This is a genomic window from Nonomuraea aurantiaca (assembly GCF_020215705.1).
Lineage (GTDB): Bacteria > Actinomycetota > Actinomycetes > Streptosporangiales > Streptosporangiaceae > Nonomuraea > Nonomuraea aurantiaca.
In genome coordinates this window covers 109,590-131,951 of the sequence record NZ_JAIWNB010000020.1, presented here as the reverse complement: position 1 = coordinate 131,951, position 22,362 = coordinate 109,590, and the positions used below count along the sequence as shown (strand labels likewise).

The following is a 22,362-nucleotide window of genomic DNA, read 5'->3' as shown; positions in this document are numbered from 1 at the left end:
CCACCGAGTTTAGTCCGCGTCGAGCCCCTGCTCGATCGCATATCGCACCAGTTCTACCCGGTTGTGGAGCTGAAGCTTCTGGAGCGTGTTCTGAACGTGGTTCTGTACGGTCCGGTGCGAGAGCACGAGCCGGTCGGCGATCTGCCGGTAGGACAGGCCCTTGGCGACCAGCCGCAGCACCTCGGTCTCCCGCTCGGTCAGCCGGGGTCCCTCGGCCGGCGCAGGCTGGGCGGCGAGCCGCCGGTACTCCCCCAGCACGAGCCCGGCCAGACCGGGCGTGAACACCGCGTCACCGTCCGCGGTCCGCCGTACGGCTTCGAGGAACTCCTCCCGGCTCGCCGACTTCACCAGATATCCGGAAGCGCCTGCCTTGACGGCATCCAGCACGTCGTCCTGCTCGGCACTGGCCGACAGCACCAGCACTCTCGGCGGCACCGACATCCCGGCCAGCCCTTCGGCCACCTCCGCCCCCGACATGTCGGGCAGCCGCAGATCGAGCACCACCACCTCGGGCAGGACCGCCCCGGCCACCCGGAGCGCCTGACGCCCCTCGCCCACGGCGGCGACCACCTCGTAGCCCGCCTCGGCCAGATCCCTGGCAACCCCGTCGCGCCACATCGGATGGTCATCCACCACCATCACCCGCACCATGGCCGCCACTCTAAGGTCGCGACGACGGCCCGTCTCCTCCCACTCCCCCGACGTCCCCCCATGGCCCCCTGCCACGACGGACCGCCCGCCTCTTCCCTCGCAGGGGCATCCCTCCCAAGGGACCCGAGCCACCACAGACCGTCACAGAGACCGAGACGGTCGCGTGACGAACCATCGGTGGTCCCCGCCCTAGGCAGGCACCGTCAGCTCGATCTCCGTCCCCTCTCCCGGGACGCTGGTGATCGAGACTCGCCCGCCCAGACCCTCCACGCGCCCGCGAATGGACTGGGAGACGCCCAACCGCCCGGCCGCGGCCGCCTCCTCCAACCGGCCGGCCGGAATCCCCGGCCCCTCGTCGCGGACGCTGACCGTCACCGTGCCCTCCCCCGACTCGGCGAACACCCACGCCCGCGCCGCCGCCCCGCAGTGCGCCCGGACGTTGTCCAGAGCCGCCCCCACGGCCGCCGCCGTCTGCTCCGCCACCGCCCCCGGCAGTGCCAGGGGCGTCGCCGGGGTCGAGATCGTCACGTAGTCAGAGCCGTACCGCATGAGCAGCGCCCGCAGATCCGCCACCCCGGCGGGCAGCGGGGACGCGGGCCGGATGAACAGCGAGCGCAGGGCCGATTCCTGCTGCCCGGCGAGCCGGCCCAGCTCCGCCGCCTCCCCGCCCAGCTCCTGGCCGCGGCGCCGGGCCAGCGCCAGGACCTGGAGGACCGAGTCGTGGACGTCCCGCGCCAGCCGATCGCGTTCGCGCTGCGCCGCCTCCATCTCGACGGCCCGTTGCATGCGCTCCTCGGCCCGCTTGGCCAGCCGCGCCACGTGGCCGACCACCACACCCGTCATGAACAGCAGCACCGCCCCGTTGATCAGGACGGGCGCGTCGGGGCCGTGGATCCGCAGCCATAAGTCCGCCGCCGCCACGACGGCCGCGGCCACCGTGCCGAGCCGCCGGCCGCCGTGCACCGCCCAGGCCAGCACCGGGCCCGCGATCCAGGTGGCCGGGACCGGCATGGTGTCCTCGCCGGGCTGCTGCGCGCCCTGCGCGTACGGCGAAGCGAGCAGGCAGGCCACGGCCACCAGGAGATCGAGCACGAGCAGCGGCCACCGGCGCAGCGCCTCGACGGAGTACGCGAAGATCGCCGCGGCCGTCCACAGCGCCATGACGCCGATCACCAGCCACCCCGTGAGCGGCTCCGCGTAGCCACGGTGCTGCGCCATCAACACCGCCGCGTACAGCAGCGAGGCGACGCGGAAGACCGCGATCGCGCGCCAGAACGGCCTCTCGATACCCATGAGCCCTTCTCACGTTCCGACATTACAGGTTGACAGATAGTCGAGATATCTATGTGAATCGGACAGGCCAGCTGGCACAATCCGGTAACCCCTAATGCAAGGAAACTGACTGAATGTCCGCTGTTAACCATTTCACCCACGGCCCGCTCACGCCGCTCCTGGCATACGTGATGTCGTGCATAGGGTCGATGCTCGGACTGCGGCTGACCGCTCAGGCGCATGCCTCGCGAGGCGCCTCGCGGATTCGGTGGCTCATCGGGGCGGCCATCTCCATCGGCGGCACCGGCATCTGGGTCATGCACTTCATCGGCATGATGGGCTTCGAGGTCGAGGGCACCCAGATCAAGTACGACGTGCCGCTGACGGTCGCCTCCGCCGTCGTGGCCATCGTGGTCGTCGGCACCGGGCTTTTCCTGGTCTCGTACGGCGGCGGCCGGCTGCTCGCCCTCCTCGGCGGCGGCCTGCTGACCGGCCTGGGCGTGGCCAGCATGCACTACCTCGGCATGTACGCGATGAACATGTCCGCGCACGTCTCCTATGACCGCAGAGTGGTGGCCGCCTCCGTCGCGATCGCCGTGATCGCCGCGACCGTGGCCCTGTGGTTCACGATGCGGGTCAAGCGCCCCATCTGGATCGCCGGCGCGGCGCTGGTCATGGGCGTGGCCGTCTCGGGCATGCACTACACCGGCATGTACGCGATGCTGGTCACAGTTGACGCCGAGCCCAGCGCCGTGCCGGGCGCCGACGCCCTCGACTTCCTCGTGCCGCTCATGACCGTGATCAGCCTGATCACGCTGACCATGCTGCTCATGGTCATCCTGTCGCCGTCGGAGGAGGAGCTGTCCGAGGACGCCGAGCTGGTCGCCCGGCTGGAGCAGCGCCGGCGCGCCGGCCAAGAGCCGCAGCCCTACCCCGCCCCCACTCCCCTTCACCCGCGGCCCGCCCCGCAGCAGCCGGTCCAGCAGCGGCCCGTCCAGCAACGGCCCGTCCAGCCGCAATCGGCTCGGCCGCAACCGGTCTTCGGCGCCCCCGTCCCCGAGCCACAACCGATCTTCGGCGCCCCCGTCCCCGAGCCGCAATCGATCTTGGGCGCGCCTACATCCCCGCAGCAGCAGGGGTTCCAGCAAGACTCGCCACGTTCCAAAATGAGACGGAGGTAGTTGCAAAATCCCCTGAGCCCTGCTCATACTCCCTTATTCACCTCTAAGGGACGTGTGTGCGTATGTCGCCGATTGACCACTTCTCCTATGGGCCCCTGACTCTCCTCGTCGCCTACGGCATGTCCAGCATCGGGTCCATGCTCGGCCTGCTGCTGACCTCGCGGGCCCGGCTGGTCAGCGCCAGGGAGGCCCGCTACTGGCTGGCGGGCGCGGCGGTGGCCATCGGCGGCACCGGCATCTGGACGATGCACTTCATCGCCATGCTGGGTTTCTCGGTGCAGGGGACGGTGATCCGCTATGACATGCCGCTCACCGCGGCCTCCGCGGTGCTCGCGGTCGTGGTGGTCGGCGCCGGGCTGTTCGTGGTCTGGCGCGGCGGCGAGCGCGCCCCGTACCTGATCGGCGGCGGCGTCCTGACGGGCATCGGCGTGGCCGGCATGCACTACCTGGGCATGTCCGCGATGAACATGGCGGGGGACGTCACCTACGACCCGCTGTTCGTGGCACTGTCGGTGCTCATCGCGATCGCCGCGGCCACCGTCGCGCTCTGGTTCACCCTGCGGGTCCGCGGCGCGCTCAAGATCGGCGGCGCGGCGCTGGTCATGGGTGTCGCGGTGACCGGCATGCACTACACGGGGATGTACGGGATGTCGGTGCACGCGCACGACCTGGCGGGGCCGGTCACCGGCGCGAAGGCCATCGACTTCCTGCTGCCGCTGATCGTGGGGCTCAGCGTGATCACCATGGGGCTGCTGCTCACCGTCATGCTCTCGCCCTCGGAGAAGGAGCTGCACCGGGAGGCGGAGTTCCGCGCCCGGCTGGAGGGACGCCCCTTGCCGGTGAAGCCCCAAGGGCCGCAGCCACAGGGTGGGGCCCGGACGGCACAAAACGGGGGCGCGCCGGATGTGGATCTCTTCGGCACGCCCCGCTCTTGAGCTATGTCATAGGTACGGCTTGCGGCGCGTGGTGGGCCGCCGACTCGCCGCGGCGCAAGCCGTACCCTGAGGGGGTTGTAGCGGTAACCCCGCTGATACAGAAGCTACGGCCGCCCGCTTGCAAGCCGCTTTCAATCAGCCGAAGAACACCTCGGCCTCCGCGTAGCGGGACACCGGCACCGTCTTGAGCTCGGCCGTCGCCACGTCGAGCCCGACGCGGACCATGTCGGTGCCGCGCAGCGCCACCATGATGCCGTAGTCGCCCTCGTGCACCGCGTCGATCGCCTGCAGGCCGAACCTGGTGGCCAGGACCCGGTCGTAGGCCGTCGGGGTGCCACCGCGCTGGATGTGGCCGAGCACGGTGGTGCGGGCCTCCTTGCCGGTGCGCTTCTCGATCTCCTTGGCCAGCACCTCGCCGATGCCGCCGAGCCGTACGTGGCCGAACGCGTCGAGCTCGCCGGCCTGCAGCGCGATCTGACCCTCGATCGGGTGCGCGCCCTCGGCGACCACGAGGATCGGCGAGTAGCGGGTGCGGAAGCGCGACTCGACGTACTCGCAGACGCGGTCGATGTCGAACGGCCGCTCGGGGATCAGGATGACGTTGGCGCCGCCCGCCATGCCCGCGTGCAGCGCGATCCAGCCCGCGTGCCGGCCCATGACCTCGCAGATGAGCGCCCGGTGGTGGGACTCGGCGGTGGTGTGCAGGCGGTCGATGGCCTCCGTCGCGATGTTGACGGCGGTGTCGAAGCCGAAGGTGTAGTCGGTGCCCGACAGGTCGTTGTCGATCGTCTTGGGCACGCCGACGACCTTGACGTCACGCTCGTAGAGCTGCCTGGCGACGCCGAGGGTGTCCTCGCCGCCGATGGCGATCAGCGCGTCGACGCCGGTGGCCGCCAGGTTCTCCTTGATGCGGTCGACGCCCCCCTCGATCTTGATGGGGTTGGTGCGCGAGGAGCCGAGAATCGTGCCACCCCGCGGAAGGATGCCTCGTACGGCCTGGATGTCCAACGGCATCGTGTCGCCTTCGAGCGGGCCGCGCCAGCCGTCACGGAACCCGACGAACTCGTGGCCGTAGACGCTCACCCCCTTCCGTACGACCGCCCTGATCACCGCGTTGAGTCCGGGACAGTCGCCGCCCCCGGTGAGCACTCCGATTCGCATGACGGGTTCCTCCTATGGGTTTCTTGCCGTTAGTGAAAACATCAGCTCTTCTCAGTCTTCGTCTGAGATTGTCGATATGTGAAGCTCTCGGAGTGGGCGCGGCGGAACGGCGTGCATTACCAGACCGCCTGGCAGTGGGCGCGAGACGGGAAGATGCCCGTCCCGGTGGTCAAGACCGCCACCGGTAGGTACATGGTCCTCGATCGGACGGCCGAGGTCACGGGCCGGACGGTCGCGTACTGCAGGGTGTCCGGCACCGACCAGCTCGCCGAGCTCGACCGGCAGGCGGCCCGCGTGGTCCGCGCGGCCACCGCGATGGGCCTAACCGTCACCGAGGTCGTCGGCGAGGTCGGCTCGGGCATGGACGGCGACCGGCCGAAGCTGGCCCGCCTGCTGCGCGACGCGTCCGTGGGCGTGATCGTGGTCGAGCGCCGCGACCGGCTCGCCCGGTTCGGGCTGGAGCAGCTGTCGGCCGCGCTGGAGGCCACCGGCCGCCGGATCGTGGTCATCGACGACGCGGAGGCCGGCGAGTCCGGCGCCGTCCCCGGCGCCCGGGTCGACGACGAGCTGTTGCGTGACATGGCGGAGGTCCTCACCTCGCTCTGCGCCCGGTTGTACGGCCGGCGCTCGGCCGCCCGGAGAGCCAGGGCCGCGCTCCGGGCCGCCTTCGAGGCAGCGTGAGGCGGCGCATGTCCCCGGCGATCGAGGCGCATGCCGATGGAGCCGGCACGAGGATCACTAAGATTCTCCGAACGGTTTCACGACCTGGATCGCAATTCTGCCCGTCCACGCGGGCAGTGGTCTAGACCAAACGCGAGCGTAGTGAGCGGAAGCCCTTTCCGGGAGGCGATTTCGTGAGTGTGTTGGCCATAGACGCCGGGACGACGGGGGTGACGGCGCTCGTCGTCACCGAGGACGGCCGGATCGAGTCCAGGGGCTACGAGGAGTTCGCCCAGCACTTCCCCGAGCCCGGCCGGGTCGAGCACAACCCCGAGGACATCTGGCAGGCCACGCTGAGCGCCTGCGCGGCGGCCCTGCGCGCGGCCACGTCCAGGCCGGCCTGCCTCGGCATCACCAACCAGCGGGAGACCGCGGTCCTGTGGGACAGGCGCACCCTGGCGGCGCCACGCCGCGCGATCGTCTGGCAGGACCGACGCACCGCGGGCATCTGCGAGCGGCTGCGCTCGGCCGGCCACGAGCCGCGCGTCTCGGAGCTGACCGGCCTGCGGCTCGACCCCTACTTCACCGCCTCGAAGCTGACCTGGCTGGCCGAGCACGACCGGAGCTCGTGGGAGGGCGTGCTGTCGGGCGAAGTGGCGGTGGGCACCGTCGACTCCTACCTGATCGCCCGGCTCACCGGGGGCGCGCGCCACGTGACCGACCCGTCCAACGCCTCGCGCACCCTGCTGTACGGCCTGGCGTCCGGATCATGGGAGCCCGAGCTGTGCGAGCTGTTCGGGGTGCCCGAGACCGCCCTGCCGGAGATCGTGCCCAGTTACGGCGCGCTCGGTCAGACCGACCCCGGCGCGTTCCTCGGGCTCGGCCTGCCGATCAGCGGCGTGGCGGGCGACCAGCAGGCGGCGCTGTTCGGGCAGACGTGTTTCCGGGTGGGCGAGGTGAAGTGCACCTACGGCACCGGTTCGTTCATCCTGGCCAACACCGGCGGCGAGATCGTCCGCTCCGACGCGGGCCTGCTCACCAGCGTCGCCTGGCAGACGCCGTCGGGAGACATCACGTACGCGCTGGAGGGCTCGGTCTTCGTGACCGGCGCGGCCGTGCAGTGGCTGCGCGACGGGCTGGGCCTGATCGGCACCGCGCCGGAGTCGGAGGCGGTGGCCCGCACGGTGCCCGACAGCGGCGGCGTGGTGTTCGTGCCCGCCCTGACCGGGCTCGGCGCACCGTACTGGGATCCGGAGGCGCGCGGCCTGATCACCGGCATCACGCGCGGCACGACCAGGGCCCATCTGGTCAGGGCGACGCTGGAGGCGATCGCCTTCGAGGTGCGCGACGTGGTCGAGGTGATGACGGGCGGCGTGATGACGGGGGGCGTGATGACGGGCGGCTCCGGGCCGGTGCTCAAGGCCGACGGCGGGGCCAGCGGCAACGACCTGCTCATGCAGTTGCAGGCCGACCAGCTCGGCACGGTCGTGGAGCGGCCGGTGGTCCAGGAGACGACCGCGCTCGGGGCGGCGTTCCTGGCGGGTCTCGGCTCGGGCGTGTGGGAGTCGGCGGACGAGCTGCGCGAGACGTGGCGGCTCGACCGCCGTTTCGAGCCGGGAGCCCGCGACGACGCCGCGTACGAGCGGTGGCGGACGGCCGTCGCACTAGCGTCAACCAAAGGTTGACGATCGGGCATCGTCAACCTAAGGTTGACCCATGGATCAGACCGTGCGTCTCGACGACCTCATCAACGCGATCAAGAGCCGTCACCCTGACGGCGACCCCCTGGGCCAGCTCTCCGACGCTGTGACGCTGGGCGAGCACCTGGGCGAGGTGGCCGACCACCTCATCGGCCACTTCGTCGACCGGGCCCGGCACTCCGGCGCCTCCTGGACCGACATCGGCCGCAGCATGGGCGTGACCAAGCAGGCCGCCCAGAAACGGTTCGTCCCCAAGGAGGGCGGGCTGGCCGAAGAGCTGCGCGCCTACGCCCGCTACACCGACCGGGCGCGCTCGGTCATCGTGCAGGCCGAGCAGGCGGCCATCAGGGCGGGCAGCGAGTACATCGAGGCCGAGCACCTCGTGCTCGGCCTGCTGACCGAGCCGGAAGCGCTGGCGGCCAAGACCATCGTGACGCTCGGCGCGCCGCTGGAGCGGGTCGAGGAGGTCATGAAGGCCATGCTCGCCCCGCCGAGCGAGAACGCGCCCGACAAGCCGCCCTACGCCCCGCAGAGCAAGAAGGCCCTGGAGCTGACGCTGCGCGAGGCCCTGCGGCTCGGCCACAACTTCATCGGCACCGAGCACATCCTGCTCGGCGTGCTGTCACTCGGCGAGGGGACGGCCGCGACCGCGCTCGCCGGGCTCGGCGTGACCAAGGAGGGCGCCGAGTCCGAGATCCAGCGGATGCTCGCCGAGATCCTGCGGAGGCGCGGCGGGAAGCCTTAAGGCGCCCCCGCCGGACCCTCCGCGAACCTGGTCAGGATGTTGCGCGTCGCGCGGCGGGTGAAGGCGGCGGCGGCCTTGGTGACCCCGTGGCCGCACCGCCTTCCCCGCATCCCGCACACCCAGCGCATCGTGCCGGAGGCGAACACCCCGGCCCCTCCCGGAGCGGTGTAGTAGGTGCTGTCGGAGGACGTCGCCCGGCCGCCGCAGTCGACCGGCGAATGGGCCAGCACCTTGATGTTCTCGGGCGAGCCGGCGGACACCTTGTCGGTCTCGACGCCGGCCAGGCCGGGGAAGCGCCTGCCCCGGGTGCCCTCGAAGATCCAGTGGCCGGGTCTGCGCAGGACGTAGGCGGCCTCGGCGGGGAAGCAGTCGTACTCCTGCCCGACCAGCGCGCTCTCCGGCGCGGACGCGCGCCAGAGCGGGCACTGGCTCTCCTTGTCGCACATGATCATCCGACCGTACAGCCCGATGCGCCAGTAGACGGCGTTGGCGCCGAGGAAGGCCAGGTTCGTGCCGGCGTCGCGGGCCTGGGTGACGGCGGCGCGCATGCCGGGCGACCAGTACTCGTCATGCCCCAGGGACACCACGGCCCTGGCCCCGTCGAGCACGCCGGGCCGCAGGTCCAGGCTGGTCAGGTAGGCCAGCGGAACCCCGCTCCGCTCGGCCAGCTCGATCGCGGACAGCTCGAAGTCGAGGAAGAGCCGCGCGCCCGAGGTGTCGTAGGGCCGGTCGAAGGTCACCTTGCGGGAGCGGTCGTCGAACCCGCCCGGACCCTGGTAGAGGCTGCGGCCGCCCCACAGGTTGTACGCCTGCCAGGTGGTCACCGCGTTGACCAGGACCACCCGCCCCTGTGTCGAGGCCGAGCGTACGGTGATCGGGACGTAGCGCTGGCCGCCGCTGGAGGCGTCCAGGCGTACCAGGTAGGCGCCCTCCCGCCAGCCGGTCGTGTCGACGGTGAGCGAGGGCTTCCAGTGGGCGGCCGTGACCATGCCCTCCACCGTCTGGGGCGGCGCCTGCCGTACCCCGGGGAACGGGCCGGAGTGCCACACCTCCGCCGGGTGGGTGCCCATGCGGAAGGCGTGCGCGGTGAAGCGCGGCGCGGTCGTGGAGACGCGCATCCGGAATCGCTCGCCGGGCAGCACGCTGACGCGGTCGGCGTATCCCTCGATCTCGTGCTCCGCCCCGCGCTCGGTGATGCGCCAGCGCACCGGCCGGGCGGCCGGCACCTCAGCGGGGGCGGGCGCGGCGGCTTCAGGCGCCGGGGGGGACGGGTGGGCCGGGGCGGCGGGGGTGGTGGTGCCGCACGCGGACGCCAGCAGGATCAGGATGATCAGGGACTTGCGCACAGCGGACCATGGTCACGACCGCCCGCCCACGGGGTCGGCGACTTGGGTAAGTCCTTACGCCCGCAGCACGCAAGAGGGCACCGGACGCGTAAGGGCCTTTACGCCGGCAGGACGCAAGAGGGGCTCTCGACCTCCAGCACCTCACCCGTCGGCGTGGGCACGCCGTCCTCCAGCGCGAACTCGGTGACCACTCCCGAGTGCTGGTTGGCCACGTACAGGCGGTCGCCGTCGATGGCGAAGTGCCGGGGCCACTCGCCGCCCGAGGGCACCTCGGCCACCGACGTCAGGTCCTCGGCGCGCAGCACGGTGATCGTGTTGGGGCCGCGGTTGGCCACGTACAGGAAGTCCCCGTCCAGGTCGAGGTGGGAGGGCTGGTTGACGCCCTCGGCGCGCGAGGCGAGGGCGCCCGCCGTCTTCTCGCCGTCGATGAGGGTGACGATGCCGTCGAGCTCGCCCACGACGTACAGGCGCGAGCCGGAGAAGACCATGTGGCGCGGCCCGGTGCCCGGGGTCAGGCGCATCGGCTCCAGCACCTCGCCCTCGGGGGTGTAGCGGCGGATCTGGTCGGTGCCCAGGTCGGAGACGTACAGCAGGCCGTCGTGGAAGACCGTCTGGTGGGCGTGCGAGCCCTCCTGGCGCTCGGGGTGCGGACCGGAGCCCTCGTGGCGCAGCACGATCGGGCGTCCCTCGAACGCGCCGCGGGCGTCGAGGTGATGCAGGCTGACCGTGCCGTCGCCGTAGTTGGCGACGGCGAGCAGCTCGCCCTCCGGATCGACCGCCACGTGGCAGGGGCTGTCACCCATGCTGGGCCGCTCGTCCAGGGGGGCGAGCGCGGCCTCCTCCGTGCTGAACGCGCTCAGCCAGCCCTGGGCCAGCTCGCCCACCGCGTACAGCACCGGCAGCTTCGGGTGCGCGGCCAGGAACGAGGACGAGGTGAGGCGGGTCAGCTCTCCGCCGGGGGTGACGATGCCGGGCCCATATCCGCCTATATACAGGTGCTTCACAGGAGGCATCTTCTCATGCTTGACTAAAGCAATGAGTTCGTTGACAAAGGCAAGGGTCTCCGAGATCAGGGCCTTCAACCGGTTCTATACGAAGGTCATCGGCGTCCTTCAGTCCGGCATGCTCGACTCGCCCTATTCGCTGGCCGAGTGCAGGGTGCTGTTCGAGCTCGGGCACGCGGGCCGGCTGGAGACGGGCGAGCTGCGCGCCCTCCTCGGCCTCGACGCGGGCTACCTGAGCAGGATCCTGACCCGCCTCGAGGGCGACGGGCTGATCGCGAAGGAGCGCGCGGCCACCGACGCCCGCAAGCAGGTCGTCCGGCTCACCGCGGCGGGCACCGAGTCGTTCGGGCTGCTGGACACGCGGTCGGACGCCGAGGCCGAACGGCTGCTGGCCACGCTGCCCGAGCCGGGGCAGGAACGCCTGGTCACGAGCATGGCCACGATCAGGACGCTGCTGGAGGGCGCCGGGGAGCGCGAGCCGTACGTGATCCGCCCCCTGCGCACGGGCGACCTGAGCTGGGTGGTCTACCGGCACGGCGTCCTCTACAGCCGGGAGTACGGCTGGGGCATGGACTTCGAGCGGCTGGTGGCCAGGATCATCGGCGCATACGATTCTTCGCGCGACATGGGGTGGATCGCCGAGGTCGGCGGGGAGCCCGCCGGGTGCGTGTTCTGCGTACGGGAGGACGACACCACCGCGCGGCTCCGGCTCCTGCTGGTCGAGCCGTCCGCCCGCGGGCTGGGCCTGGGCGGGCGGCTCGTCGGCGAGTGCCTGCGCCATGCCAAGGCCGAGGGCTACAAGCGGATCACGCTGATGACCCGCGACTGCCTGGACAGCGCGCGGCGCATCTACCAGGCCGCCGGGTTCGAGCTGGAGTCGGAGCACAAGGAGACGGAGAACGGGATCGAGGTCACCGAGCAGGAGTGGAGCCGCGACCTCTAGGCCACCAGTTGAGCGGCCCGGCCAGGCGCATCAGGCTGGGCACCAGTACGGCCCTGATCACGGTGGCGTCGACGAGCACGGCGACGGCCATGCCGACCCCGAGCATCTGCACGAACGCGACCTGGGCAGTGGCGTAGGCGGCGAACGACAGCGCCAGGATGCCGCCCGCCGCCGTGATCAGCGGCGCCCCGCGCTGCAGCCCGGCGGCCACCGCCTCGTTCGTGTCGCCGGTCCGGTCGTACTCCTCCTTGATCCGCGACAGCAGGAACACCTCGTAGTCCATCGACAGCCCGTAGGCGACGCAGAGCATGAGGACGGGGATGCTCGCGTCGAGGGTGCCCGTCGGGGTGAAACCGAGCAGGCCCGACAGGTGGCCCTGCTGGAAGACCCAGACAATAGCCCCGAACATGACGCCCAGGCTGAGCACGTTCAGGACGGTCGCCTTGAGCGGCAGGATCAGGCTGCGCGTCATGAACAGCAGCAGCACGAACGTCACGCCCAGCATCAGCGCGATCACCAGCGGCAGCCGGTCGACCACCGAGGCGCGGTAGTCGGCCAGCTCGGCCGGGTAGCCGCCGACCAGCACCTCGAACGGCGCGTCGACCGTCCGGACCGCCTCCACCAGCGCCACCGGGTCGCCGGACAGCGACGCGGCCGACGGCACCACCGACAGCCAGGTGCCCGCTCCCCCGGCGAACCGGGCCCGATCGCCGTCGCCCGTCCGCGCCCCGCCCGCGAAGGACCCGGCGGCGGAGTCGACCTGAGCGACGCCGGGCAGCCTCGACAGCCGCACCGCGTATCCCGTCACGTCCGTGGCGGCTCCCCGGGACACGATCTGGATCGCGTCGGTCTCCTCGGCGGGGAAACCCTGGCGGATCACCTCCTGAACCTGCCGCGCGGGCGCCTCGGCCGGCAGGATCCGGTCGTCGGCGGCGCCGAACCGCAGGCTCAGGAACGGCGAGGCCAGCACGAGCAGCAGCGCCGTGGCCACGCCCCCGAAGATCAACGGACGGCGCATCACCCGCGTGGCGAGCCCGTGCCAGAACCCGGCCGGCCGCTCGGCCCGCTCCCGCCGCGGCAGCATCGCACCGCCCGCCGAGGCCAGTACGGCCGGCAGCACCAGCACCGCCACGACCAGGCCACCGGCGACCACGGCGATGCCCGCATAGGCGAATGAGCGCAGGAAGCCGAAGGGCAGCGCGAACAGCACGGCCAGCGAGGCCGCCACGGTGAGACCGCTGAAGATGACCGTACGGCCGGCGTGCTCGACGGCTCCGGCCACGGCCTCGGCCCGGCCCGCGCCGTGCCGTACCTCTTCACGGAAGCGCGAGATCATGAACAGGCAGTAGTCGATCCCCAGCCCCAGGCCCATCGCCAAGGTGAGGTTCAGGGCAAACGTCGATATATCTGCAAATACGAGGACGCCGCGCAGCAGCGCGAGCCCGACCACCATGGCGAACACCCCGGCCAGGATCGGCACCAGCGCGGCCAGCGCACGGCGCAGGTAGAGCCAGAGCAGCACGAACGCCAGCGGGAAGATGACCAGTTCGGCCCGGACGAAGTCCTGCCTGGCCAGCGGCACGGTCTGGCGGAACACCTCCTCCCCGCCCCCGGCCCGCACCTCGAACGGCCCGCCGCCGCCGGTGATGCGTGGCACGAGCTCAGGAAGCACCCGCGTCCGCACGTGGTCGGCGTCGCCGGGGACGCGGACCACTATCAGCGCCTGTCTGCCGTCCTGGCTGCGCAAGGTGGCGGGCCTGCCCCGCGACCAGTAGGACGCGGCCTCCGCCACGCCGCCGGAGCGGGCGGCGCGGGCGGTCAGCTCCTGCCCGGCGGCCGAGTTGGCCGGGTCGTCGACGGTGCCGGCCTTGGCGGTCAGCAGGAAGACCAGGTCCGGGCTGCCGGTACGGAATCGTTCGGCCAGCTCGGTCTGGGCCCGGTCGGACTCCGAGCCGGGCGCGTCGAACCTGGACAGCGACAGCCGCGGCACAGCCCCCGCGGCCAGGGCCCCGGCGATCACGAACGCGACGAGGGCCAGCGACAGCACCAGCCGACGCCGGCGTGCCAGGAGGAATCCGAGCCTGCGGAGCGGCGGCCCGGTCGAGCGCGCCCGCGCCCGGGTGCCCGTCTGCGTCATGGCAACGGTCTTCATGCGTCTCCCCAATGGAATTCGGTAAACTACTCGTGTTTTGTCCGCCCATCAGAAATACAAGTAAATGCTCGCATTTGTCAAAGCGGTGTGCCATGGCTGAGCGCACGGTGCGCCGGCAGGCGCGCGGGCTCAAGCGCATGGCGGAGATTCTCGACGCGGCCGAGCTGGTGATCGCCGATGTCGGCTACCCCGACATGACGACGAACCAGGTCGCCGCCCGGGCCGGGCTGTCACCCGGGTCGCTCTATCAGTTCTTCCGCAACAAGGAGGAGATCCTCGACGGGCTGGTGTCCCGCTACACCGACGAGCGGGCGGAGTTCTGGGCCGAGCGGCTGTCGGCCATCACGCCGGACCTACCGCTGGAGACGCTGGTCGAGCAGGTCGTGGACCAGAGCGTGGCGTTCAAGGCGCACTCGCCCGCCTACTGGGCCGTGATGCACGGCTCGGCGACGGGCGACAAGCTGGCCGGGGCGGCGGACCGCCTGCAGGAGGCGGTCGGCGAACAGGTGACCGCCATGCTGCTGCGGCGCGCCCCGGACCTGGATCCCGCGCGGGCGCGCCTCATGGCCGCGATGGCGGTGGCGATGGTCTCGGCCGTCATGGCGCTGATCTCCACGGCCGAGCCCCCCCGCGCGGCACAGCTGATCGAGGAGCTGAAGGTCGCGCTGGTGCGCTACCTGAGCTAGTTGTTCTGTCTCACCGGGGTGGAGACGCTCAGGCCGGCCATCGGGGGCCCAGGACGTCGGCGATGCCGGCCTGGCAGTCAGGGTCGTGATCGGGGGTGTGCCCGGCGGCGGACTGTCCCCCGCGACCGGGCACTCGCCTGTTGAGGTCTCTCAGGCGCGGAAGGGGCCGGCCACCTCGAAGGTGCGGCCGTCGTCGCGGCCCCGTCTGGCCGAGAAGTAGAGCCGCCCGCCGTCGGGCGCGAACGCCAGCCCCGTGAGCTCGGCCCCGCCGAGGCCCCCGAGCTTGAGGAACGGCGTGACCGCCCGATCGGGGGTGATGACGTCGATCTCCGTCGACTGCCGGGTGACGTAGAGGTCGCCGGAGGGGGCGGCGGTGATGGCGCGCACGCCGTCGCAGATCCGGTCGAGCGTGGAGGTCTCGGCGTCGTAGGCCCACAGGCCGCGGTCGCCCTCGGTGGTGAAGTAGCAGACCCCGCCCGCGTAGTGGCAGCCCTCGCCGCCGTCGAAGTGGCGGGCGTCGTCTATCTGGTGGCGCGCGGCCTTGAGCAGGGCGGCGGGCGACGGCACCGGCTTCCAGTCACCGGCGACGCAGAGCACCTCCAGGGTGCCCTCGGTGAGATCGCCCCAGTCGCCGGGCCGGAACCGGTAGAAGCACCCGTCGGGTTCCCCCTCCGTCAGGTAGACGACCTCACGGTCGGGGTCGCAGGCGGCCGCCTCGTGCTTGAACCGGCCCATGGCCAGGCGGGGGCGCCCGGCTCGCATGCCGTACGGATCGCACTCGAACACCCGGCCGCGGTGACCGAGCTCGCAGGAGAGCCAGCTGTGCCACGGCGTCGCGCCGCCCGCGCGGTTTCGGTCGGTGCCGGACAGGATGCGGTAGGCGTCGGCGATCGAGCCGTCGGCGCGGAACCGGAGCGCGGAGGCGCCGCCGAGCAGCGGCAGCTCGGAGTTGGACACGTAGATCCAGCCGGTGCCGTCGGGGAAGCACGCACCACCGTCGGGCGCGGCGTGCCACGTCAGCCCGGCCACCTTCTGGCCCGAGCGGGCCACGATCCGGCCGCTGAACCCTCCGGGCAGGGACAGATCGTCGCCGCCTGGCGGCTCCAGCGGGCCGTAGGGGCTCATCCCGCCCTGCCAGAGCGGGCCCGTGCGGAGGAGAGTCTTGCTGGACATCGTGAGGCCTCCCTCTAGGTGCCACGCTAGTCGACCCCGCCGACATGAATGACAGGGAGGCGCGAGATCAAACTCTGCGCGAAATCTCTGGCCGCCGGATGAGCGCGGCGGTGCGCCGCCAGGGACCGCGCGCCCCGGCCGGTGAGCCACCCGGGACCCGGAGCGCGGGCTCTGGCCGGTGAGCCACCCGGGACCCGGAGCGCGGGCCCCGGGCGGTCCAGGGGCGTCAGCGCTGGGCCTGGAACATCCAGTGCTGCTTGTCGATGTCCTGAGCCACCGCGATGAGCAGGTCCTGGCTGACCGGGTCGGGCTCGTCGGTCGCGGCGACGCGCTCGCGCATCCGCTTGCCGACGGCCTCCAGGAGGTCGGTCATCGTCGCCACGACCTTGCCGTCTTCGATCCAGCCGTTCTCCGGCTGCGAGAGCTTGGTGGACTTGGCGATGGTGGCCGCCCGGCCGTCCGGGTTGATGCCCAGGGCGACGGCGCGTTCGGCGATGGTGTCCGCGTGCTCACGGACCAGGGCGGTGACGTCGTCGAGCTGGAGATGGATCTGCCGGAAGTGCGGGCCGGTCAGGTTCCAGTGCATCTGCTTGGCGAGCAGCGAGAGATCGAGGAGATCGACCAGGGCTCCCTGAAGGGCCGTCGCGACCGTCTTCTTCGCGTCGCCCGAGAGCGGACCGGTGATCGTAGCCATGATGTGTTCCTCCCCGTGGTTCGACATCAGGGTCTCTATACGACCTATCCCCTTTGCCCGCTTTCCCATGGTTGACACTGCAATAATGACAGTGTAATTGTGAAGGTATGAGCGAGACCTGGACCATCCGTGAGCTGGCGCAGCGCGCCGCCGACGCGTTGCGCGCGCCCGCCCAGCCGCCCGCGCCGCCGCTCAACGGCCGGGTCCGCGACGTGCCCGGCGAGCGGTTGATCAGGTGGTACACCACGATCGGCCTCGTCGACCCGCCACTGACCAGGCGCGGCCGGATCGCCCAGTACGGCCGGCGGCACCTGCTGCAGCTCGTGGCCATCAAGCGGCTGCAGGCGGCCGGCCGGTCGATCGCCGAGATCCAGGCCGCCCTGACCGGCGCCACGGACACGACCTTGGAGCGGACGGCCCACTCCGGATGGTCACCCCTGGACGAGGCCCTGGACGAGCCCATGGGCGAGGAGGTAGCGGCCACGCCCCTGAGTCAGGAGGCGCTCGACGCGGCGGCCCTCCCCAACGGCGAGACGCCCGAGGTGACGGCCGCCTCCGGCGGCTCGGGGGCCGGACCTGGACGCTCCCGCGGACGGTTCTGGGCCGAACGCCCCACGGATGGCGCCGGACGCCCTGCCAATGACACCGGCCCCGACCTGCCGTACCCCCTGCCCGGCCGGAACGGGGCGCTGGTGCGCGGGGTCAGGCTGGCCGACGGGGTCACGCTCGTGCTCGACGGCGCCGGCCGTACCCCGGCTGAAGACGACATCCAGGCGGTACTCACCGCGGCGGCACCGCTGCTGGCGCTGCTCGAAGAGAGGAAGCTAGCATGAAGATCACTTCGCTCGAGCCCACCCGGTGCCTGCCGGTGCCGGACGCCGGGTTCGGCGCGCTGCGGACCGCGCGCGGGAACCTGCCCCTGGAGAGCGTCGACGTGTCCGCCGGCATTTCCGGCCTGATGGCCGAGGTCGAGGTGACGCAGGGCTTCCGCAACCCCTATGACGTCACGCTGGAGGCCACCTACGTCTTCCCGCTGCCCGACAGGGCGGCGGTGACGGGGTTCAGGATGGAGGCCGACGACCGGGTGATCGACGGCGTGCTCAAGGAGCGCGGCCAGGCCAGGGCCGACTATGACCGGGCGCTGCGCGAGGGGAAGCGGGCCGCGATCGCCGAGGAGGACCGGCCCGACGTGTTCACGATCACGGTGGGCAACCTGCTGCCGGGCGAGCGGGTGACGGTCCGGCTCACGCTGAGCCAGCCGCTGCCGTACGAGGACGGCGCGGCCACGTTCCGCTTCCCGCTGGTCGTCGCCCCCCGCTACATTCCGGGCACGCCGCTCGACGGCCCCGGCTCCGGCGACGGCACCGCGCCCGACACCGACGCGGTGCCCGACGCCTCGCGCATCACGCCGCCGGTGCTCCTGCCCGGCTTCCCCGACCCGGTACGCCTGTCGCTGACGGCGACGATCGACCCCGCCGGGTTGGACCTGCGGGAGCTGGCCTCCAGCCTGCACGTGGTCGAAGAAGAGGGTCGTACGGTACGGCTGCAGCCTGGCGAGCGGCTGGACCGCGACTTCATCCTGCGGCTGTCGTTCGAGGCCTCGACCGCGCTGCAGCTCGACGGCCGGGGCGCGTTCTCGCTGACCATGCTGCCCCCCGCACTGGAGACGCCGCGTACGCCGCGTGACCTCGTCCTGCTGCTGGACCGGTCGGGCAGCATGGGCGGCTGGAAGATGGTCGCCGCGCGCCGGGCCGCGGCGCGGATCGTCGACACGCTGACGGAGCAGGACCGGTTCGCGGTGCTGACGTTCGACTCGGTGGTGGAGCAGGCGTTCGAGGGGCTCGTGACGGCCTCTGACCGCAACCGCTACCGCGCGGTCGAACATCTCGCCCGCGTGGACGCCCGCGGCGGCACCGAGCTGCTGGAGCCGCTGCGCCAGGCGATCTCCCTGCTCCACGATCAGGACGGGCGCGAACGCGTCCTCGTGCTGGTCACCGACGGGCAGGTGGGCCACGAGGACCAGATCCTGGAGCAGACCGGCGGCGCGCTGTCGGCCATGCGGGTGCACACCGTCGGCATCGACCGGGCGGTGAACGCCGGGTTCCTGGGCCGGCTGGCCGGTCTGGGCGCGGGCCGCTGCGAGCTGGTCGAGTCGGAGGACCGCCTGGACGCCGCCATGGAGCAGATCCACCGCCGCATCGGCGCGCCCCTCGTGACCGACCTGTCCCTCAAGGGCCTCGACGTGGAGCCGGGCACGGTCACCCACCTGGGCTCCATCTTCCCCGGCGTCCCGCTGCGCGTGCACGGCCGCTACCGGGACGGCTCGTCGGTCACCGTACGCGGGCTGGCGTCGGGCGCCCCGTGGGAGCAGCAGGTGACCGGCACCGTGGTGGACAACCCGGCGATCCGCGCCGTCTGGGCCCGCGCGCACCTGCGCGAGCTGGAGGACCGGTACGCCATGGGCGAGCACGAGCTGGAGGCGGAGATCGTCCGGGTCTCGCTGGAGAACGGCGTCCTGTGCCGCTTCACCGCCTACGTGGCGATCGACACCAGAAAGGTGGCGAACGGCGAGCCGGAGCACCGCGTCATCCAGCCCGTGGAGCCGCCGAGCGGCTGGGAGATGCCGCAGAACCCGCCGATGATGCCCTTCATGGCGCAGGCCGCGGTGATGGCCGCGCCGTCCCGTCCCATGTCGATCCCCGACCCGGGCTTCGCGCCCGGCCAGAGTCACGGCCTCCTGGGCACTCAGGAGACCGGCGCCTCAGACGTGGCCCGCCGGTCTCGTGGCACCGGGCGGGTCGACTGGGAGGCGGATGCGGGTCCCGGCGGCGGCTCGGCCGGCGGTTTCGGCGGTAGCTCGGCCGGTGGGCGGATGAGCCCGTCGCCGCGGTTCGCGCCGCCCCCCGCTCCCCGTCCGTCCGGCCCCGGCCTGGAGTCGGTCAGGACGCAGCTGGTCGTCGAGCTCGACCGGCTCCGGGCGCTGCTCGGCGGTCCCGACCCGCTCTACCTGGCGGACCTGGGCTCCCGGCTCGCGGCGCTGGCCGCCTTCCTGGGCGGGCATCCGGAGCTGGCCGCCCTGGGCCGCGAGCTGCAGACGGCGGAGCAGCCGGGCATCGACGCCGAAGCGCTGAGGGCGCACGCCATCGAGGTGCTCACCGCACTCACGAGCGGATCACCCTCATCCCCGAGCGGATCGCCCACGCCGGGTACGCCCCGCCGCCCGTTCTGGAAGCGCACCTGACGGCACCGCCGGTGTGACCTGTGGGTATGGGGTGATGCTCCCGATGCGCCGGCCGGACGGCCAGCCGCCGGGGATCGCCGTCGAACGCCAGCTGCACCACGAATCTCGCCATACCCGCACGCTAGGCCCGCGGGCTGGACGGCCGCCGCATCACCGGGCACGGCCGTGGTGTATCACCTGATACATGACGCACACGCTGGCCGCCCTCCCGATGTTCCGTGAGCTGGGCGAAGAAGGGCTGCGCAGGCTGGAGTCCGTCGCGCGGCAGCGGCGCTACCCGGCGGGGCAGGTGCTCTGCACCGAGGGCGACCCGGCCGACCAGCTGATCGTGCTGCTCGACGGCCGGGTCAAGGCCGGGCGGGTGAGCGTCGACGGCCGGGAGGTGGTGCTGTCGGTGGACGCCGCACCCGTGGCGTTCGACAAGACGACGCTCCTGGTGGAGGGCACCCACCGGGCCACGCTGACGGCCCTCACACCGGTGGAGGTGGCCTACCTGCCAAGCGTGGCCGTGCTCGAGGTGATCGCCACCGAGCCGTCGGTGGCGGCCCGGCTCATGCGTACGCTCGCCCAGACCGTGCGCGACCTCGACGAGCGGCTCACGGACGCGGTCGTGCTCGACGTCTCCGCGCGGGTGGCCAAGTGGCTGGTACGACGGAGCGAGGGCGGCCGGGTCCCACTGCACGCCGGGCAGGCGGGCCTGGGGGCCGAGATCGGGGCGACCAGGGTGAGCGTCAACCGGGCCCTGCGCTCCTTCGAGCGTCGCGAGCTCGTCGAGATCGGCGACGGCGAGGTGACGGTGAAGGACGCCGGAGCGCTCGCCCGCATCGCGAAGACCACTCCGGCCGGCATTCCGGCCGGCGGCGGAACGAACTCCGGCAAGGTTTCCCCGAAAGACGAATAGGCGTCTATCGGAGTCCGGCGGGCTGTTCTATCGTCACCGTACATGGCGACCTCTCGCGCACCGCTGCGCTTCGCCGAGGCGATCTCCGCCACTGTTTCCGCGGCCCGGGAATCGGGTTTCTTCTTCGATTTCGACGGCACTGTCGCGCCCATCATGAACGATCCGGACGCGGTGCTCCCCGTCCCCGGGGCGGTGGAGCGGCTGAGCGCGCTGGCGGAGCTGTTCGCCCGCGTCGCCGTCGTCTCCGCGCGCCCCGCCGCGTTCCTGCGCGACCGCTTCTCCTGCGCCCCCGGCGTGCGGCTCTTCGGCCTGTACGGCCTGCAGACGGTGGTCGACGGCGAGATCAGGAACGCCGGTGAGGCTGAGTCATGGGCGCCGGTCATCCGCCGCCTGGTCGCCGACGCCGCCCGCGACCTGCCGGGCAAGGTGCTGGTGGAGGACAAGGCGCTGATGGTGGCGCTGCACTACAGAGCGGATCCGGCGCTGCGTGGCGTGGTGGAGAGGTGGTCGTCGGCGAAGGCCGCCGAGCTGGGCCTGGCCGAGCAGCTGGGCCGCATGGTGGTCGAGCTGAAGCCGCCGGTGCACGGCGACAAGGGCACCGTCGTCGAGGCGGAGAGCGGCGCCCTGACCAGGGCCTGGTACTTCGGCGACGACCTGTCCGACGCCCGCGCCTTCGAGGCCCTGCGTACGCGCGAGGAAGGCGACCCGGAGTTCGTCGGGGTCAGAGTGGCGGTGGCCAACAGCGAAACAGGCGACGAACTGGCCCGGCAGGCCGATTTCACCGTGGCCGGCCCGGCCGACGTCCCGGCCATGCTGGACGAGATAATCCGCGCTTTCCATGACAACCGGCAAACGCAATAGCCCGGCCGGAAATTCACCCGTCTCATTCGAGTCGTTCATCCGAGCCGGAAAGTCCTGTCGAGTACGCGCGGCACCATACTCTGGAGGGGTGAGCACCCTTGTCCTGGACGGTGGCCTGGCCACCCGCCTCGAAATGCTCGGCGCCGACCTGAGCGACGAGCTGTGGTCGGCGCGGCTGCTGGTGGAGGATCCGGCGCTGATCCGGCGCGTGCACGCCGACTACTTCGCGGCCGGCGCCGACGTGGCCACGACCGCGAGCTACCAGGCGTCGATCCCGGGGTTCGTCCGGCGCGGCCTCGACGAGGCGCAGGCCGAGCGGCTGATCAGGCTCTCGGTCGAGCTGGCCGCCCAGGCCCGTGACGAGGCCGGGGGCGGGCTGGTGGCTGCCTCGATCGGCCCCTACGGCGCCTACCTGGCCAACGGCGCCGAATACACCGGCGACTACGACCTCGACGAGCTGGGCCTGCTCTCGTGGCACCGGCCGCGCTGGGAGATCCTCGCCTCCAGCGGGCCCGACCTGCTCGCCTGCGAGACCATCCCGTCCTACCCGGAGGCGCGGGCGCTGGCCAGGCTGCTCGCCGAGACGCCTTCGGTCAAGGCGTGGGTGAGCTTCTCCTGCCGCGACGCCGCGCACCTCAACGACGGCACGCCGATCGCCGAGGCCGCCGCCTTGTTCGCCGGCAGCTCGCAGGTGGTGGCCGTCGGGGTCAACTGCACCGCGCCGCGGTACATCCCCGGCCTCATCGCCACGCTGGCCGGCGGCCTGCCGGTGGTCGTCTATCCGAACTCCGGCGAATACTGGGACGCCGAGCAGGGCCGGTGGCGCGGCACCGCCGAGCCCGTGGAGTACGGCCAGGCGGCCGAGGAGTGGCAACGGGCCGGCGCCTCGCTCATCGGCGGCTGCTGCCGTACCACTCCCGAGCACATCAAGCAGATCCGCGCCCACCTGACCTGAGCGCCGCGCCACGGCGGCTCCTGAGCATCGCGCCACGGAGGCCCGACGACGGAGGCCCGGCGGTCAGGCGATGGCGTGTCAGCCGCTGGCGTGTCAGCCGC

Annotated in this window: 20 protein-coding genes; 12 read left to right on the top strand and 8 right to left on the bottom strand. The window is 71.9% G+C overall.

Features of this window, described 5'->3' with window-relative positions:
• Positions 1-9: 9 nt before the first annotated feature.
• Entirely contained in the window at positions 10-651 is a 642-nt protein-coding gene (locus LDL49_RS37360) for a response regulator (protein ID WP_225298554.1), read from the bottom strand.
• A 189-nt stretch (positions 652-840) separates the two neighbouring features.
• Complete coding sequence (gene macS, locus LDL49_RS37355) at positions 841-1,944, bottom strand: MacS family sensor histidine kinase (RefSeq protein ID WP_225298552.1); 1,104 nt, start codon at positions 1,942-1,944, stop codon at positions 841-843.
• A 113-nt stretch (positions 1,945-2,057) separates the two neighbouring features.
• Here macS and LDL49_RS37350 point away from each other — a divergent pair, with 113 nt between their 5' ends.
• Positions 2,058-3,104, top strand: a complete 1,047-nt coding sequence (locus tag LDL49_RS37350; RefSeq protein WP_225298550.1) for an MHYT domain-containing protein — start codon at positions 2,058-2,060, stop codon at positions 3,102-3,104.
• 62 nt (positions 3,105-3,166) lie between these two features.
• Positions 3,167-4,039, top strand: coding sequence for an MHYT domain-containing protein (locus tag LDL49_RS37345; RefSeq protein ID WP_225298548.1), 873 nt, complete (start codon positions 3,167-3,169; stop codon positions 4,037-4,039).
• 135 nt (positions 4,040-4,174) lie between these two features.
• On the opposite strand, the gene LDL49_RS37340 is transcribed toward LDL49_RS37345, so the two are convergent.
• Positions 4,175-5,200, bottom strand: a complete 1,026-nt coding sequence (locus LDL49_RS37340) for a 6-phosphofructokinase (protein ID WP_225298546.1) — start codon at positions 5,198-5,200, stop codon at positions 4,175-4,177.
• A 78-nt stretch (positions 5,201-5,278) separates the two neighbouring features.
• On the opposite strand from LDL49_RS37340, the gene LDL49_RS37335 reads away from it, so the two are divergent.
• The 3 genes from LDL49_RS37335 to LDL49_RS37325 all read left to right on the top strand — a co-directional run bounded on the left by LDL49_RS37335 (position 5,279) and on the right by LDL49_RS37325 (position 8,305).
• Positions 5,279-5,881 carry an IS607 family transposase gene (locus tag LDL49_RS37335; RefSeq protein WP_225298544.1) on the top strand — a complete coding sequence of 201 codons (603 nt, stop codon included), beginning with the start codon at positions 5,279-5,281 and terminating at the stop codon, positions 5,879-5,881.
• Positions 5,882-6,054: 173 nt separating this feature from the next.
• On the top strand, positions 6,055-7,545 hold the full coding sequence (locus LDL49_RS37330; RefSeq protein WP_225298542.1) for an FGGY family carbohydrate kinase: 1,491 nt from the start codon (positions 6,055-6,057) through the stop codon (positions 7,543-7,545).
• 31 nt (positions 7,546-7,576) lie between these two features.
• Positions 7,577-8,305 (top strand): Clp protease N-terminal domain-containing protein, encoded by a 729-nt coding sequence (locus LDL49_RS37325; protein WP_225298540.1) that lies wholly within the window; start codon positions 7,577-7,579, stop codon positions 8,303-8,305.
• Here the strand turns inward: LDL49_RS37325 and LDL49_RS37320 are convergent.
• Positions 8,302-9,651 carry a N,N-dimethylformamidase beta subunit family domain-containing protein gene (locus tag LDL49_RS37320; protein WP_225298538.1) on the bottom strand — a complete coding sequence of 450 codons (1,350 nt, stop codon included), beginning with the start codon at positions 9,649-9,651 and terminating at the stop codon, positions 8,302-8,304. The two genes, LDL49_RS37325 and LDL49_RS37320, sit on opposite strands and share 4 nt — an antisense overlap.
• Before the next feature lie 98 nt (positions 9,652-9,749).
• Positions 9,750-10,655, bottom strand: coding sequence for a lactonase family protein (locus LDL49_RS37315; RefSeq protein WP_225298536.1), 906 nt, complete (start codon positions 10,653-10,655; stop codon positions 9,750-9,752).
• 40 nt (positions 10,656-10,695) lie between these two features.
• Between LDL49_RS37315 and LDL49_RS37310 the strand changes: the two genes are divergently transcribed.
• A complete protein-coding gene (locus tag LDL49_RS37310) occupies positions 10,696-11,598 on the top strand; it encodes a bifunctional helix-turn-helix transcriptional regulator/GNAT family N-acetyltransferase (protein ID WP_225298534.1) in 903 nt (300 codons plus the stop codon).
• On the opposite strand, the gene LDL49_RS37305 is transcribed toward LDL49_RS37310, so the two are convergent.
• Positions 11,567-13,750, bottom strand: coding sequence for an MMPL family transporter (locus LDL49_RS37305; RefSeq protein ID WP_225298532.1), 2,184 nt, complete (start codon positions 13,748-13,750; stop codon positions 11,567-11,569). The genes LDL49_RS37310 and LDL49_RS37305 overlap by 32 nt on opposite strands.
• A 92-nt stretch (positions 13,751-13,842) precedes the next feature.
• Here LDL49_RS37305 and LDL49_RS37300 point away from each other — a divergent pair, with 92 nt between their 5' ends.
• Entirely contained in the window at positions 13,843-14,436 is a 594-nt protein-coding gene (locus LDL49_RS37300; protein WP_225298530.1) for a TetR/AcrR family transcriptional regulator, read from the top strand.
• A gap of 150 nt (positions 14,437-14,586) precedes the next feature.
• On the opposite strand, the gene LDL49_RS37295 is transcribed toward LDL49_RS37300, so the two are convergent.
• Both LDL49_RS37295 and LDL49_RS37290 read right to left on the bottom strand, forming a co-directional pair.
• Positions 14,587-15,609: an alkaline phosphatase PhoX gene (locus tag LDL49_RS37295; protein ID WP_225298528.1), complete on the bottom strand. Its 1,023-nt coding sequence runs from the start codon at positions 15,607-15,609 to the stop codon at positions 14,587-14,589.
• 226 nt (positions 15,610-15,835) lie between these two features.
• Entirely contained in the window at positions 15,836-16,303 is a 468-nt protein-coding gene (locus tag LDL49_RS37290; RefSeq protein WP_225298526.1) for a Dps family protein, read from the bottom strand.
• 107 nt (positions 16,304-16,410) lie between these two features.
• On the opposite strand from LDL49_RS37290, the gene LDL49_RS37285 reads away from it, so the two are divergent.
• The 5 genes from LDL49_RS37285 (at position 16,411) to mmuM (ending at position 22,261) form a co-directional block, all read left to right on the top strand.
• Positions 16,411-17,136: a helix-turn-helix domain-containing protein gene (locus tag LDL49_RS37285; protein ID WP_225298524.1), complete on the top strand. Its 726-nt coding sequence runs from the start codon at positions 16,411-16,413 to the stop codon at positions 17,134-17,136.
• Positions 17,133-19,544, top strand: coding sequence for a VIT domain-containing protein (locus LDL49_RS57465; RefSeq protein WP_263655975.1), 2,412 nt, complete (start codon positions 17,133-17,135; stop codon positions 19,542-19,544). Before LDL49_RS37285 ends, LDL49_RS57465 begins: the two co-directional genes overlap by 4 nt.
• A gap of 184 nt (positions 19,545-19,728) precedes the next feature.
• Positions 19,729-20,445, top strand: a complete 717-nt coding sequence (locus LDL49_RS37270) for a Crp/Fnr family transcriptional regulator (protein WP_225298520.1) — start codon at positions 19,729-19,731, stop codon at positions 20,443-20,445.
• Between the two features lie 42 nt (positions 20,446-20,487).
• On the top strand, positions 20,488-21,306 hold the full coding sequence (otsB, locus tag LDL49_RS37265; protein ID WP_225298518.1) for a trehalose-phosphatase: 819 nt from the start codon (positions 20,488-20,490) through the stop codon (positions 21,304-21,306).
• A gap of 88 nt (positions 21,307-21,394) precedes the next feature.
• Entirely contained in the window at positions 21,395-22,261 is an 867-nt protein-coding gene (gene mmuM, locus LDL49_RS37260; RefSeq protein ID WP_225298515.1) for a homocysteine S-methyltransferase, read from the top strand.
• Positions 22,262-22,362 lie beyond the last annotated feature (101 nt).